A 13,908-nucleotide genomic window follows, 5' to 3' on the forward strand; every position below is an offset into this window, starting at 1 on the left:
CCGCTGTAAGAGCGGAACCCTAAGTGGCCGTTACCGAAGAAACGGATATGTACCCAAAACCAAACCCAACCTTAAGGATTCCGAACACTCAAAAGACTCATCAACCCCGCCAACGGAAAATCCCCCTCCAACTCCGCCAAACTCGCCGTACTCATAGCCTGCGGCTGCCGAAAATGCCCATGCTGCAAATAACTGATCAGCCCCCCCACAAACGGCTGATGGCTAACCAGCAACACATCATCGTCATTGTCGAGATGCTTGAGCACCTCCAGCGGATTACTCTCCGGCGTCAACCAAGGCACAGTGCGGACATCCGGCTCAAACCCCAACGCCTCCCGCACCAACTGCGCCGTCTGCTGCGCCCGCACATACGGACTGGCAATGATCGCCCGAATCGGCTGCCCGATCAGATGCGCCGCACTGCGCAACACCTCATCGCGCCCATGGGCCGTCAAATTACGCTCGGCATCCGTACGCGCATGCCCCTCGGCCTCACCGTGACGCAACACCCACACCTTCATAGCTTGGGTTCCTCATCACGCGCCGGATGCGGTGCAGGCGGCACACTGTGGGCAGCCTCACCTTCCGGTGCACGGGGCGTCGGCCAATCGGCGAACGGCCAAGGCTTCTGATCACTGTGAAAACTGCCAAACCGCCCAATCTGCGCCAAGAACTGACTCAGGCTGTCACCAAAATTCATCAGCCCCAGGTTCGGTGCCCCATACACCAGGCGATAAACCAGTTGCACCACCACCAGCGCGCCCAGCAGAAACTGCGCCACTTGCCACACCAGGGCAAACACCAGCATCCACAGCACACGCAGGCCAATGGATTCGTACTTGGGAGCTGCTTTCGGATCGTTCATGACGCGTTCCTCAGTTGAAACCACTGGTGGAAATAAAGTCGACATCGGTTTTAGGCTCGGCGCGCATCAGCAACTCGATGACCTGGTTCAAGGTGCGCCCTTCAAACAGGATCGCGTGCAACCCGGCAACCAGCGGCATATACACCCCGACCTCCTGAGACTTGGCCTTCAGCACCTTCAGGGTGTTGACGCCTTCCGCCACTTCGCCCAAACGCGTCACGGCGTCTTCCAGGCTCAAGCCCTGACCAAGGGCAAAACCGACCTGATAGTTGCGGCTTTTCGGTGACGAGCAGGTGACGATCAGGTCGCCCACACCCGCCAGGCCAAGGAAGGTCATCGGGTTGGCGCCCTGATTGACCGCAAACCGGGTCATCTCGGCCAGGGCGCGAGTGATCAGCATGCTCTTGGTGTTTTCACCCATGCCCAGCGCAACCGCCATGCCGGCGATGATCGCGTAGACGTTCTTCAACGCCCCGCCCAGCTCGACGCCGAAACGGTCGGCACTGGCGTACACGCGGAAGGTGCGACCGTGCAGCACCTCCTGCACCCGCTCGCAGAGTTCTTCGTCTTCACTGGCGATCACCGTGGCAGTCAGCGCGTGCTCAGCCACTTCCCGCGCCAGGTTCGGCCCGGACAACACGCCAATCCGCGCTTCGGGGGCGATTTCTTCAAGGATCTCGCTCATCAACTTGAAGGTGTGCGCCTCAATGCCCTTGGTCAGGCTCACCAGCAGCTTGCCCGCCAGCCGCTCGGCATGGGGTGCAAGCACCGAACGCAAAGCGCTGGAGGGCAGCGCGACGAAGCACAGGTCGCATTCGTCCAGCGTCGCCTGTAAATCAGTCACCGGCTCCACGGCCGGCAGAATCTTGATGCCTTTAAGGTAACGGGGGTTTTCCCGGTTGACCCGAATGGCTTCGGCTTGCTCGGGGTCACGCATCCATTGGCGCACCCGGTGACCATTTTCAGCCAGCAGATTAGCCACGGCGGTACCAAAACTTCCGCCTCCCAGGACCGCAATAGGGCGCTGTTCAGTCATATGCAATCCGTTAATCCATAGCAGTGGCGATGGCCGCATTATACGGAGCGACCCGCCTGCGGCCAGCCCCCGCGTCAATTCAAACGCTTGTCGGAAAATGCGACATTTGTGCGAAGTAATTACAGGGCCGACGACTGGCAAAAGGCCCCACCTCAGTTAACATGGGCGGCTATCCGTAATTATCAAGGCCGTGCCGTGTATTTGGGCCCTCCTCCTCGCTCATCCCTTCTGCTGACGTTGTTGTGCATGCCGTGGTGCAGTGTGCCGGTGCTGGCTGACGACCTGTTCCTCGACAGCCAGCCGCTGCCGCAGGTGCTGACCGCCACCCGGCTCAAGCAATCGGCCGCCGCCGTGCCCGGCAGCATGACGGTGATCGACGCCGAGTTGATCAAGGCCAGCGGTGCGCGGGATATCCCCGAACTGCTGCGGCTGGTGCCCGGGATGATGGTCGGCTACACCACCGGCAACCAGGCCGCCGTGAATTACCACGGCACCCAGGCGGGCGATGCGCGGCGCATGCAGGTGTTGATCGATGGGCGCTCGGTGTACCGCGCGGGCCTGGCCACGGTGGACTGGAGCGATATTCCGGTAGCCCTGGAAGACATCGACCGCATCGAGGTCTTCCGCGGCCCCAATACCGTCAGCTACGGCGCCAACGCGCTGATGGCCGTCGTCAACATCCTCACCCGCTCGCCGGCCAACAGCCATGGCACGCGGATGAAACTCACCCAGGGCGGCCGAGGGATCAACGACTGGTACGCCAGCCAGGGCATGGGCTGGGACACCGGCGATTTGCGCCTGTCACTCTCCGGTCAACAGGACGATGGCTTTGACAGCGACCGCGTGGGCGCTGACCGCCGCGACGGACGCCGCCTGAACCGCTTCAGCCTGGCCGTGAGCCAGACCCTGAATGCGCAACAAAGCATCGACTGGCAACTGGACGCCAAGGAAGGCACCAACCAGCGCCCTTACACCTACCAACCGGTGTTCGACGGGATTACCGAAGGCGGTAACAATTCCGACGTCAGCGCCAAGGACTATGCCGGTTCCCTGCGCTGGAACTTCGACTTCAACCCCGATCACAGCCTGTATATCCAGGGTTCGGCCCAGCAATGGGATCGCCGGCAGATCTGGCGCGCGTGCGATGCCAAGGTCTCGTTCAGCCCGGAACTGACGCAGCTGTGGCAGCTCAACCCCAACTATGCCGAGCGACTGGCCCGGCACATGAACAACTTCAACCCCGGCAACCTCCCACCCGGCAGCGCCGCCGAGCAGGCACTGGCCCGCCAGGTGCTCCAGCAATGGGGAGACGGCGGCAAGGACCCGGTCTGCGGCAACATCGACCAAAGCACCAAGGAAAGCCGCTACGACCTAGAGCTGCAAGACACCCTCAGCCTGTCCGACAGCCTGCGCCTGGTCAGCGGCATGAACTACCGCTACGACCGCGCCGACTCCGACACCTACTTCAACGGCACCCTGGACGACACCACCTGGCGCCTGTTCGGCCACCTGGAATGGCGGGCCAGCGAACACTGGCTGCTGCAGGGCGGCGCGATGTACGAAGACACTCACCTGAGCGGCAACTCGCTGACGCCACGGGTGGCCGTCAACTACCTGATCAACCCGCGCCACGGCCTGCGCGCGGTGTACTCCGAAGCCATTCGCTCCCCGGACATGTTCGAGAACAACGTCAACTGGAGCTACCGCGTCACCAACCTCAGCTCGCCGGCCTACGGCCAGAACTCCGGCCAATACTTCGTGGTGACCCGTGGCCCGGGCAACCTCGACAAAGAGCTGATGCGCTCCCGGGAGCTGGGCTACAACGGCTTTTTTGCCGACATCGGGCTGAACGTCGACGTGAAGCTGTTCTACGACGAAATCAGCGAAATGGTCAGCGAGCCGCTGCGCAACAACCAGTACATCGCCAGCAACTCGAACAGCTCGCGCTTTACCGGCACCGAAACCCAGCTCGACTGGCACATGAGCACCGCCGACCGGCTGCGCGTCACCTATGCTTATGTGGATGCCAGCGCCACCAACCCCCTGGACAGGCAGCAGACCGCCCGCAACAGCGGCTCGGCCGGCTGGATGCGGGAATGGGGCCATGGCTGGTCCAGCGCGGTGTTCTACTATGGCGACGATGCGCTCAACCAGTATCGCTTCGAACGGGTCGACCTGCGGGTGGCCAAGCGCATTGCCTTGGGCAAAGCCAACGTGGAGCTGGCCGGCATGTTGCAACAACGCCTCGACAATCAGCCCACCACCTGGCCCGACAACAACTATGACCAACGCCACGTGCTCTACTTCAGTGCGGAGTTAGAGTTCTAGTGGACAGCGACTCGTCACGGATGACCCTGCCCTTTACCGCCCGGCTCTGGCGGTGCTGTGTGTTGCTTGGGGTTTTACTGTTTGCCGCACCGACATGGGCAGCGGATATCCTGCTGACCGCCGACGAAGACGGCCCGGGCGTACAAACATTCGTCCAGGCCCTGGCCCTGCAGCGTCCCGAAGACAGCGTGAAGTTCACCCCGCTCAAGGACCTGCCCGCCCCCGCAAACTTGCCGACCAGCACCCGCCTGATCCTGCTGGACCTGCCCAGCCTTGACTGGCGCCTGCAAGACGCCCAGGGCCCACCGACCCTGGTGCTGCGCATCAGCCGCCTGCAAGCGCGCCAGCGCCTGGGTGCCACGTTGCCTGCGAAGATCAGCCTGCTGTGGAGCGACCCACCGCTGGACCGACAACTGCGACTGATCACCGGCATCCTGCCTCAGGCCCGGCGCATCGGCGTGCTCTATGGCATCGACAGCGAGTTCCTGCTGCGCGAGCTGCGCCAGTACGCCGCGCCCATGGGCCTGGAGATCGTGCCCCAGCTTTGGGAAAACATTAATGACAGTCGCCCGCTGCAAAGCCTGTTCAAGAACAGCGACGTCTTGCTGGGGCTGGATGATCCCCAGCTGTACAACCCGAAAACCGCGAAAAACCTGCTGCTCAGCAGCTACGCCAGGCAATTGCCACTGGTCGGGCCCAACGCCGGGTTCGTCAAGGCCGGCAGCCTGGCCAGCACCTACAGCGATCAGACCGACTGGCTGGATGTGCTCGACCGCCTGCTGGATCATGCGCCGGCCAGTTGGCCGCGCTCGCTGTACCCGGAACGTTTCAAAGTCGTAGGCAACCCGCAGGTTGCGCGCTCACTGGGGATCGAACAGGTGGACGAAACCAACGTCGCCGCCCGCCTGGCCGAAGGAGAAAAACGCCCATGACATTTCGTCGCCGTTGGGACATCAACACCCGGACCCAGCTCATTACCCTGGGCCCGGCACTCCTGCTGACGCTGCTGTTGATCAGCTTCTTCACCTTCGTGCGGATCCAGGACCTGCGCCAGGAACTGGACCACACCGGCCAGTTGATCGCCAACCAACTGGCGCCGGCCACCGAATACGGGGTGATTTCCGGCAACAACGACGTGCTTGAAAGCCTGTTGCGGGCCACCCTCGCCACGCCGCACGTGCGCTTCCTGGAGATTCAGGACAGCGCAGAAAATATCCTGGTGTATGTCGAGCAACCGTCGGAGAAGCACGATCGCTCGCTGTCGGTGAAAGTCTTCCAGGCGCCGATTCGCCTGCAACATATCCAGCTGGGCAATGACTTCTTCCAGGACAGTACTGCCGAGCCCAAGGCCCCGCGCGCGGACTACCTGGGGCGAGTGATTGTCGGCATGTCCAACGATGCGTTCAGCCAGCGCCAGCAGGAAATCCTGTTCAAGGCCGGGATTCTCGCGCTGTTCGCCCTGCTGTTTACGTTCCTGCTGGCCCGGCGCCTGGCGGCCAGCCTGTCGCAACCGATCAGCGCCATGGGCAATGCGGTCAAGGCGATCCAGCAGGGCGATTACCAGACGCCGCTGCCCATCGTGGATGACTCGGAACTGGGCGACCTGTCGCGCCACATCAATAACCTCGCCGATGGCTTGAACCAGGCCAGTCGTGAACAGCACCAGGCCATGGCCCAGTTGATCCAGACCCGCGAAGAAGCCGAGCGGGCGAACAATGCCAAGTCGGACTTCCTGGCGATGATGAGCCATGAATTGCGCACGCCGATGAACGGGGTGCTGGGCATGCTGCAACTGCTGGAAACCACCGACATGACCGAGGAACAGACCGAATACGCGGCACTGGCCTCGGAGTCCACCGAACACCTGCTGAAGGTGATCAACGACATCCTCGACTTCTCGCGCATCGAGCGCGCGGCCCTGGAGCTTGAGCACATTCCGTTCGACCTGGTGGAGCTGATCAGCAGTTGCGCCCAGGCCTTCCAGCACGCCGCCCAACAACGCGGGCTGGCGCTCGAAGTGCCGATCCCCCAGGGCCTGGGCTCGCTGCAGGTACAGGGCGACCCGACCCGCATCCGGCAGATTTTGGTGAACCTGATCGGCAATGCCCTGAAGTTCACCGAGCAGGGCACCGTCACCGTCGAACCCCACTGGCAGACCCTGGACCATGAATTGCTGTGGTTCACCTGCACCGTGCGCGATAGCGGGATTGGCATCTCCGCCGAGCGCCTGGAACTGATGTTCGATGCGTTCCAGCAAGCCGACAGTTCCATTTCAAGACGTTACGGCGGCACCGGACTGGGACTGCCTATCGCACGCACCCTGGCCGAACGCATGGGCGGCACCCTGCGCGCCCAGAGCGAAGAAGGCCACGGCTCGGTGTTTACCCTGGAAATTCCGCTGGCGATCTACCAGCAGAGCTTGCCGGTGCTCGCGCCGAATACCGAAGGCAATGCCCGTGCGGGCGAAGGGCGCAACGTGTTGCTGGTGGAAGACAACCCGGTCAATCGCACGGTGGTCGAAGCCATGCTGCGCAGCCTGGGGTTCGAGGTGAGCATCGCCACCGACGGCGCCGAAGCGATTCGCAGCGCCGAAAGCCTGATTTTTACCGCAATCCTGATGGACTGCCGACTGCCGGGCATCGATGGCTACGAGGCTACCCGGCAGATTCGCCAGTTGCCCGGTTGCGCCGAGCTGCCAATCATTGCCCTCACGGCCAATGCCTTGCAGGGCGATCGCGAAGCCTGCCTGGCAGCTGGAATGAACGATTACCTGGCAAAGCCGTTCAAACGCACGGATTTGCAGCAAATCCTGCAGAGATGGGTGCAGTAACACGGTGCCATCAGCCAACTGCGACTGGCGTGAAAGACGAAAGTGCGGCAGTCTTAGGCACCCGAACGGGCCCGTAAACCGGCCCGGTTTATAATTTCAGTGCACAAGTGTACATTCATGACCTTGACGCTGTGACTTTCACTACAACGCAATAGTCTATGTGTAGGCTGCCGATATGAGGCATGAACGCTTCAGTCGGCCGGGAAGATTTGCCCTGCCCTGCCGCATGGGATTATTGAGGAGCTCGCATGACCAAACAAAACGCCTTTACTCGGGAAGACCTGCTGCGCTGCAGTCGCGGTGAGCTGTTCGGCCCAGGTAACGCGCAACTGCCCGCCCCGAACATGCTGATGGTGGATCGCATCACCCATATCAGCGAAGAGGGTGGCAAGTACGGCAAAGGTGAATTGGTCGCCGAGCTGGATATCACCCCTGACCTGTGGTTTTTCGCCTGCCATTTCGAAGGCGATCCGGTGATGCCGGGCTGCCTGGGCCTTGACGCCATGTGGCAGCTGGTCGGTTTCTATCTGGGCTGGCAAGGCCTGCCGGGCCGCGGTCGCGCCCTGGGTTCGGGCGAAGTGAAGTTCTTTGGCCAGGTCTTGCCGACCGCCAAGAAAGTCACTTACAACATTCAAATCAAGCGCGTCCTCAAGGGCAAGCTGAACCTGGCCATTGCCGATGGTTCGGTGACTGTCGACGGTCGCGAGATTTATACTGCCGAAGGCCTTCGGGTCGGCGTATTCACTTCCACTGACAACTTTTAAGGGTTATCCGCATGCGCCGCGTCGTTATCACTGGTCTGGGCATTGTTTCGTGCCTGGGCAATGACAAAGAGACCGTCTCCGCTAACCTGCGTGCAAGTCGCCCTGGCATCCGCTTCAACCCGGAATATGCCGAAATGGGTCTGCGTAGCCAGGTTTCCGGCTCCATCGACCTGCCCCTCGAAGAACTGATCGATCGCAAGATCTATCGCTTCGTCGGCCACGCAGCCGCTTACGCCTACCTGGCCATGAAGGACGCGATCACCGATTCCGGCCTGAGCGAAGACCAGGTATCCAACGTGCGCACCGGCCTGATCGCCGGTTCCGGTGGCGCGTCGACCTTGAACCAGATGGAAGCGCTGGACATCCTGCGCGAGAAAGGCGTCAAGCGCGTTGGCCCGTACCGCGTCACGCGGACCATGGGCAGCACCGTTTCCGCCTGCCTGGCCACGCCGTTCAAGATCAAGGGCGTGAACTACTCGATCTCCTCCGCTTGCGCCACCAGTGCTCACTGCATCGGTACCGCTGTAGAGCAGATCCAGTTGGGCAAGCAGGACATCGTGTTTGCCGGCGGCGGTGAAGAAGAACATTGGAGCCAGTCGTTCCTGTTCGACGCCATGGGCGCCCTGTCGACCCAGTACAACGAAACCCCGGACAAAGCCTCCCGCGCCTATGACAAGAACCGTGATGGCTTCGTCATTGCCGGCGGTGGCGGCATGGTGGTGGTCGAGGAGCTGGAACACGCCCTGGCCCGTGGTGCGAAGATCTACGCGGAAATCGTCGGCTACGGCGCGACTTCCGACGGCTACGACATGGTTGCGCCAAGCGGCGAAGGCGCCATCCGCTGCATGCAGATGGCCATGTCCACCGTTGATACCCCGATCGACTACCTGAACACCCACGGTACTTCGACTCCGGTCGGCGACTCCAAGGAAATGGAAGGCGTGCGTGCGGTATTCGGCGACAAGGCTCCGGCGATCAGCTCTACCAAGAGCCTGTCGGGTCACTCCCTGGGCGCCGCTGGCGTTCACGAAGCGATCTACTGCCTGCTGATGATGGAAGGCAACTTCATGGCAGGTTCTGCCAACATCGAGGAACTGGACCCGGACGTGGCTGACATGCCTATCCTGACCAAGACTCGTGAAGATGCGACCATCAATACGGTGATGAGCAACAGCTTCGGCTTTGGTGGCACTAACGCCACCCTGGTGCTGAAACGCTGGCAGGGTAAGTAAGCTCCCGCAGCTTGATCGCCTGAAAACGCCCCGACTGGTTCGGGGCGTTTTTTTACCCGTTTACCGCGCTTACAGTGGCTCACTTTTGAAAGCCGGAATGCGTGCCCAGTCAAAAGTAAGCAAAACGCTCTTGCCCGATCACTCGGCACCTCGCTCAGGCTTGAGTGTTTAGAAGCAAAATCAAAAGCTAAAACGGGCACGGTCCAATGTGGGAGCGGGCTTGCTCGCGAAGGTCGTTAACGATGACGCTGGCATCCTGATTCAACGCGGCGTTCTCAGGTTTTCGCCGGCAAGCCGGCTCCGACAGAAAAGCGGTTCTGCTTTTGCTTCTAACACTCAGGTCGGCTTCCAGGCCGCCGTGCTCTTGCTTTTGATCTTAGGCGCCCCGCCGACAGGCGAGGCAGAGCGCTTTGCTTACTTTGCCGCTTTTGCAAAGTGACTCGCTGCGAGAGCGAAACCATAAGTAGCCCCTACCACAGCAACGGGCATACTCCCCCAACAACCTAAACCGAAAACCGAGCCACCATCGTGTTGAGATCCACCGCCAACCGCGACAACTCCTGGCTCGCCGCACTGGTCTGGTTCGCCCCCGCCGACGTCTGCTGTGCCAAATCGCGAATATTCATCAAATTGCGATCCACCTCCCGCGCCACCGCCGCCTGTTCTTCCGAGGCACTGGCAATCACCAGGTTGCGCTCATTGATCAGGGTAAACGCCGAAGCAATCTCCTCCAGCGCCGTCCCCGCCGACTTGGCGATATCCAACGTCGAACGCGCCCGAGTATTGCTCTGCTGCATGGAGCTGACAGCCTGATCAGTCCCCTGCTGAATCCCACTGATCATCTGCTCGATTTCCTGGGTCGACTGCTGCGTACGATGGGCCAAGGCCCGCACCTCATCCGCCACCACCGCAAACCCACGCCCGGCATCCCCGGCCCGCGCCGCTTCGATGGCGGCATTCAGCGCCAGCAAATTGGTCTGCTCGGCAATCGAACGAATCACATCCAGCACCTTGCTGATGCCATACACCTTCTGCGCCAGGTCCTCCACCTGAGTCGCATTGGCCGTCACATCATCCGCCAGGGACTCAATCGACAACACCGTCTGATGCACCTGCTCGCGCCCATGCTGAGCGATACGATCCGACTCCCGCGACGCCTGGGACGTAGCCACCGCGTTGCTCGCCACCTCCTCCACCGCCGCCGTCATCTGGTTCACCGCAGTAGCCGCCTGCTCGATTTCCTGACTCTGCTGATGCAACCCACGGGTGGCATCTTCGGTCACGCAACTAAGCTCTTCGGAAGCCGACGCCAACTGGCTGGACGAATCGGAAATACGCCGAATGGTTTCCCGCAGGCTCTCCTGCATGCTTTTCAGCGCCTGCTGCAAACGCGCCGGCTCATCCTGGCCGCTGACAGTAATCACCCCGGTCAGATCGCCACTGGCCACACCCTGGGCGACTTTCAAAGACTGGGATAACGGCAGCACAATACTGCGGGTCAGCAACAATGCCAGGCCGATGGTGATCAGCGCCGTCACGGCAATCATGCCAACCACCCAACTGCGCGATTGCGTGAACACACTTTGCGCCAGGCTCGCCGCCTGATTGGCACTGACCTTGTTCAACGTCACCAGCTCACGCAGGGTGCCGGCCAGTTCGTCGGCCAACTGGTTCATCTCGCCGTTGACCACCTTGATCGCGTCTTCCAACTGATTCGCCCGGGAAAACGCCATCACCTGTTCCTGGCGCTGCAGGTAACGCTCTTCCTCGGTTTTAAAGCGATCGAACAGCACCCGCTCTTCTGGCAGCACGATCAAACCTTCATAGAGGGACTGAGCCTTGTGCAGGCCGCTTTTCAGCTCGGTGATTTTCTGCTCATTCTGCGTGATTGCCTGCGGGTCGCGGTTAAGCAGTAGCCGCAACGTCAGGGCCCGTACCCGCAGCAGGTCCTGATTCATCTCGCCGACCGCCATCACGCTGGGCAGCCAGTTGTTTTCCACCTGGTCAGACTGCTGGCGCATATTGCCCATCTGCAACAAGGCGAACCCGCCCAGGGCAAACACCATCAGCGCCAGCAAACCAAACCCCAGGCCGGCGCGAGGGGCGATATTCAGACTTCTGATATTCATGCTCGGAATCCTTCCAAAAGCGCTGCATCCACCTGCAGCGGGCTCTTGAAAGGTATCGGCGAGTTGAGACGTTTGCCTAAGACGAAAACGCGATATCAAAACGCCTTATGATCGCCCCGCCCCGGCTGTAGCGATTCAGCTAAACCCATCACCTGGGCTTGGGCAGAATCGCCAGGAAATTGTCCCGTGCGACCTTTCTGGCCACATCCTCAGGCAACGCATCGAGGAACGGGTCAAAGCTGCGCATTTCCTTACCGAGCTTGTTGAAGCGTCCTACCACGTCTGAGCCAAGCATGAAGCGGTCCGGGAAGCGCTCCACCAGCTTTACCCACTCAGGGCGTGCCTTTCCCGCCTCATCCAGCAAGTAAGGCGTGAGCACGCTCCAGGACAGGTCGACGTACAGGTTGGGGTAAGCCTCCAGCATGCGCGCCAGGGTCGGCAGCAAAAAATCCATCTGCGTCTGGTGCCGATGGATCTCCATGCTGCTGCCCGCATGGGCCCAGATAAACCGGGTGTGCGGGTGATTACGCAGCGGCTCTTCCATTTCCGCCAGGTACAACGGATTTTTCTCACGCTTGGAGGTGATGTTGGAATGCACCATCACCGGCAGATCATTCTCCGCGGCCAAGTAATAGATGCGGGTCATCGCCTCGTTGTTGGCCCTTGGGGTGTCGCCGGAGGTCAGCGCGGTCAGGTCGTCGTGACGGGTGAAGACTTCGCCGATGCCTTGCCAGAGCCCAGGATTGAGGTCGAGCATGCGCTGGATATGGGATGCGGCATTTTTATCGTTGGGATTGAAACCACTGAGGAACGGATGAAAGCGCTGACGTTGCTCCGGGCTCAGTTTATTGACCGCATCGGCGACGAACACGTCGGTGGCGCTGTACCAATAGGCGTCGGCGTCGTCCCCGGCGTAATAGCGCGGCCGCTTGGGTTCGTCCTCATGCCATTTCTTGGCCACCGGAATGCCGGAAATCATCACATGCTCGATGCGATTATCGGCCATGGCCTTGAGTAATTTATCCATGCCCGCCGACTCCTGGAAGAAATCGACGTAATGCAGGTGTGCATCGCTGTAGGCATAGTCGCGAGCCTGCACCGCAAGGCTTGCGGCGGTCAGCAACAGGGCAATACTCAGGCGGGTCCGGCGCACGGGGGTATCTCAAACAAGGGCTAATGCCGGTAGACCTCGGACCGCGCCTGCGGGTTCAGCGGTAAACAACGGGGAACACCAACGTGCCAGCATGCTCTATAACTGCATGAGCTTCTTCCTGCCATCCTGTGAGGTTTGCCATGCCTGTTACCGTGAACACGCTGAACGCCGAAAACTTCCGCCACAGCGTCAATATCAATAACCACGAGCTGTTTACCGACCTGCCCAAGAGCCAGGGCGGCGACGATTCGGCGCCCTCCCCCCACGATTACTTCGACGCCGCACTGGCGTCCTGCAAGGCCCTGACCGTCAAGCTCTATGCGCAGAAAAAAGACATACCGCTGACCGGCGTGACCGTGGAAGTCACCCATGACAGCACCGAAGAGCAAAAGGGCAAATACAAGCTCAACGTCAAACTGACCCTCAAGGGCGTACTCACTGACGAGCAGCGCGACGAGCTGCACCGCGTGGCGGATCGCTGCCCGGTGCACAAGCTGATGACCACGGCCGAAGTCACCATTGAGACCCGGCTCTCCGAAGGCGCCTTCAGCCAGTAGCGGCAACCTCCCGTCGAGCGGGTTATGCTCAGTACCATCAGACCCGCTCAGACTGGGAAGCACCATGACCACCGTGACCGTGATTCGCCCGCGCGCCGAAGATGTGGAAGGCCAACCGATCCTGCGCCCACTGCCCTCCAGGCAATGCCGCAGCGTCGGGCCTTTCGTGTTTTTCGACCATATGCTGCAAACCCGTTATGCCCCGGGTACCGGCATGAACATTCGCCAACACCCGCACATCGGCCTCTCTACCCTGACCTACCTGTTTGAAGGCGAACTCCTGCACAAGGACAGCCTCGGCTCCGATCAGGTGGTCAAGGCCGGGGACGTCAGCTGGATGACAGCCGGCAGTGCCATTGCCCACATTGAACGCAGCCCCGAGGCGTTGAAGGCCAGTGGTTTCAGCCTGCACGGGTTGCAAGTGTGGCTGGCCTCCCCCAAGGAACATGAACAAGGGCCTGGGCATTACAGCCATCATCCGGCCGCCAGCTTGCCGGTGAGCGATAACCTCGGCGTGCAGATTCGCCTGATTGCCGGCAATGGCTTTTGCCTCGAATCGCCGGTGCCGGTGTTGTCGCCCACCTTGTATGCCGAGGTGCGGATGCAGACGGCTACCACCCTGCTGATCCCGGATGAGCATGAAGAACGGGCGGTGTATGTGCTGGAGGGTGAGGCGCAGTTGGATGGCGAAGCGCTGGAGGTGCATAGCCTGGTGGTGTTGCCGGCAGGCGCAAGCATGGGGCTGTTTGCCGAGACTGATTGCCACCTGGTGGTGTTCGGCGGCGCGGCGCTGGATGGGCCACGGCGGATTAACTGGAATTTTGTCGCGAGTGATACGGCGTTGATCGAGCAGGCTCGGCAGCGTTGGGCGGCTGGGGATTGGCCGACAGTGCCGGGGGAAAGTGAGCGGATCGAGTTGCCTGGAGGCAAGGCTTAAGCGCTTTATTGCCTGTGAAACAGCCTTCGCGAGCAAGCCCGCTCCCACATTTCGACCGCGTTCCTTCAGGATGTACA

13 protein-coding genes and 1 pseudogene are annotated in these 13,908 nt (G+C 61.0%); 8 read left to right on the forward strand and 6 right to left on the reverse strand.

The annotated features are described in order from the left end of the window. Positions 1-71: 71 nt before the first annotated feature. Genes sixA through ACW9I6_RS23415 form a run of 3 tightly spaced genes read right to left on the reverse strand, consistent with a single transcriptional unit; the run spans position 72 to position 1,901 of the window. The gene (sixA, locus tag ACW9I6_RS23405) at positions 72-521 is read right to left on the reverse strand and encodes a phosphohistidine phosphatase SixA (RefSeq protein ID WP_457339889.1); all 450 of its coding nucleotides are present in this window, start codon (positions 519-521) and stop codon (positions 72-74) included. Further along, entirely contained in the window at positions 518-865 is a 348-nt protein-coding gene (locus ACW9I6_RS23410; protein WP_003210547.1) for a DUF4389 domain-containing protein, read from the reverse strand. Before ACW9I6_RS23410 ends, sixA begins: the two co-directional genes overlap by 4 nt. Positions 866-875: 10 nt before the next feature. After that, positions 876-1,901 carry an NAD(P)H-dependent glycerol-3-phosphate dehydrogenase gene (locus tag ACW9I6_RS23415; RefSeq protein WP_003210548.1) on the reverse strand — a complete coding sequence of 342 codons (1,026 nt, stop codon included), beginning with the start codon at positions 1,899-1,901 and terminating at the stop codon, positions 876-878. A gap of 195 nt (positions 1,902-2,096) precedes the next feature. On the opposite strand from ACW9I6_RS23415, the gene ACW9I6_RS23420 reads away from it, so the two are divergent. The 6 genes from ACW9I6_RS23420 to ACW9I6_RS23445 all read left to right on the forward strand — a co-directional run bounded on the left by ACW9I6_RS23420 (position 2,097) and on the right by ACW9I6_RS23445 (position 9,494). Continuing rightward, entirely contained in the window at positions 2,097-4,229 is a 2,133-nt protein-coding gene (locus ACW9I6_RS23420) for a TonB-dependent receptor plug domain-containing protein (protein ID WP_178903803.1), read from the forward strand. 20 nt (positions 4,230-4,249) lie between these two features. Beyond that, positions 4,250-5,161, forward strand: coding sequence for an ABC transporter substrate-binding protein (locus ACW9I6_RS23425; protein WP_050550292.1), 912 nt, complete (start codon positions 4,250-4,252; stop codon positions 5,159-5,161). Continuing rightward, a complete protein-coding gene (locus ACW9I6_RS23430; RefSeq protein ID WP_177019615.1) occupies positions 5,158-7,059 on the forward strand; it encodes an ATP-binding protein in 1,902 nt (633 codons plus the stop codon). The genes ACW9I6_RS23425 and ACW9I6_RS23430 overlap by 4 nt, the downstream gene beginning before the upstream one ends. Before the next feature lie 248 nt (positions 7,060-7,307). Next, positions 7,308-7,823 (forward strand): 3-hydroxyacyl-[acyl-carrier-protein] dehydratase FabA, encoded by a 516-nt coding sequence (gene fabA / locus ACW9I6_RS23435; protein WP_003210552.1) that lies wholly within the window; start codon positions 7,308-7,310, stop codon positions 7,821-7,823. An 11-nt stretch (positions 7,824-7,834) separates the two neighbouring features. Then, positions 7,835-9,055, forward strand: coding sequence for a beta-ketoacyl-ACP synthase I (gene fabB / locus ACW9I6_RS23440; protein WP_003210553.1), 1,221 nt, complete (start codon positions 7,835-7,837; stop codon positions 9,053-9,055). A 220-nt stretch (positions 9,056-9,275) separates the two neighbouring features. After that, positions 9,276-9,494: a hypothetical protein gene (locus ACW9I6_RS23445; protein WP_003210554.1), complete on the forward strand. Its 219-nt coding sequence runs from the start codon at positions 9,276-9,278 to the stop codon at positions 9,492-9,494. A 64-nt stretch (positions 9,495-9,558) separates the two neighbouring features. Here the strand turns inward: ACW9I6_RS23445 and ACW9I6_RS23450 are convergent, their stop codons facing one another. From ACW9I6_RS23450 to ACW9I6_RS23460, 3 genes and pseudogenes are all read right to left on the reverse strand, one after another. Then, positions 9,559-10,422, reverse strand: coding sequence for a methyl-accepting chemotaxis protein (locus ACW9I6_RS23450; protein WP_404942412.1), 864 nt, complete (start codon positions 10,420-10,422; stop codon positions 9,559-9,561). Next, a pseudogene (locus tag ACW9I6_RS23455) lies at positions 10,414-11,184 on the reverse strand (MCP four helix bundle domain-containing protein); the annotation flags it as partial. The pseudogene ACW9I6_RS23455 and the gene ACW9I6_RS23450, both read right to left, overlap by 9 nt. 148 nt (positions 11,185-11,332) lie before the next feature. Next, positions 11,333-12,337, reverse strand: coding sequence for an amidohydrolase family protein (locus ACW9I6_RS23460; protein ID WP_457339890.1), 1,005 nt, complete (start codon positions 12,335-12,337; stop codon positions 11,333-11,335). A 140-nt stretch (positions 12,338-12,477) separates the two neighbouring features. Here ACW9I6_RS23460 and ACW9I6_RS23465 point away from each other — a divergent pair, with 140 nt between their 5' ends. Together ACW9I6_RS23465 and ACW9I6_RS23470 are read left to right on the forward strand one after the other, a co-directional pair. Beyond that, positions 12,478-12,894 carry an OsmC family protein gene (locus tag ACW9I6_RS23465; protein WP_457339891.1) on the forward strand — a complete coding sequence of 139 codons (417 nt, stop codon included), beginning with the start codon at positions 12,478-12,480 and terminating at the stop codon, positions 12,892-12,894. Positions 12,895-12,958: 64 nt separating this feature from the next. Further along, positions 12,959-13,831, forward strand: coding sequence for a pirin family protein (locus tag ACW9I6_RS23470; protein WP_457339892.1), 873 nt, complete (start codon positions 12,959-12,961; stop codon positions 13,829-13,831). Positions 13,832-13,908 lie beyond the last annotated feature (77 nt).

The organism is Pseudomonas sp. SDO5522_S412, assembly GCF_054071215.1.

Coding starts and splice junctions, on each gene's coding strand:
- sixA (WP_457339889.1), bottom strand. CDS start 521: ATGAAGGTGTGGGTGTTGCGTCACGGTGAGGCCGAGGGGCATGCGCGT.
- ACW9I6_RS23410 (WP_003210547.1), bottom strand. CDS start 865: ATGAACGATCCGAAAGCAGCTCCCAAGTACGAATCCATTGGCCTGCGT.
- ACW9I6_RS23415 (WP_003210548.1), bottom strand. CDS start 1,901: ATGACTGAACAGCGCCCTATTGCGGTCCTGGGAGGCGGAAGTTTTGGT.
- ACW9I6_RS23425 (WP_050550292.1), top strand. CDS start 4,250: ATGACCCTGCCCTTTACCGCCCGGCTCTGGCGGTGCTGTGTGTTGCTT.
- ACW9I6_RS23430 (WP_177019615.1), top strand. CDS start 5,158: ATGACATTTCGTCGCCGTTGGGACATCAACACCCGGACCCAGCTCATT.
- fabA (WP_003210552.1), top strand. CDS start 7,308: ATGACCAAACAAAACGCCTTTACTCGGGAAGACCTGCTGCGCTGCAGT.
- fabB (WP_003210553.1), top strand. CDS start 7,835: ATGCGCCGCGTCGTTATCACTGGTCTGGGCATTGTTTCGTGCCTGGGC.
- ACW9I6_RS23450 (WP_404942412.1), bottom strand. CDS start 10,422: ATGCAGGAGAGCCTGCGGGAAACCATTCGGCGTATTTCCGATTCGTCC.
- ACW9I6_RS23465 (WP_457339891.1), top strand. CDS start 12,478: ATGCCTGTTACCGTGAACACGCTGAACGCCGAAAACTTCCGCCACAGC.
- ACW9I6_RS23470 (WP_457339892.1), top strand. CDS start 12,959: ATGACCACCGTGACCGTGATTCGCCCGCGCGCCGAAGATGTGGAAGGC.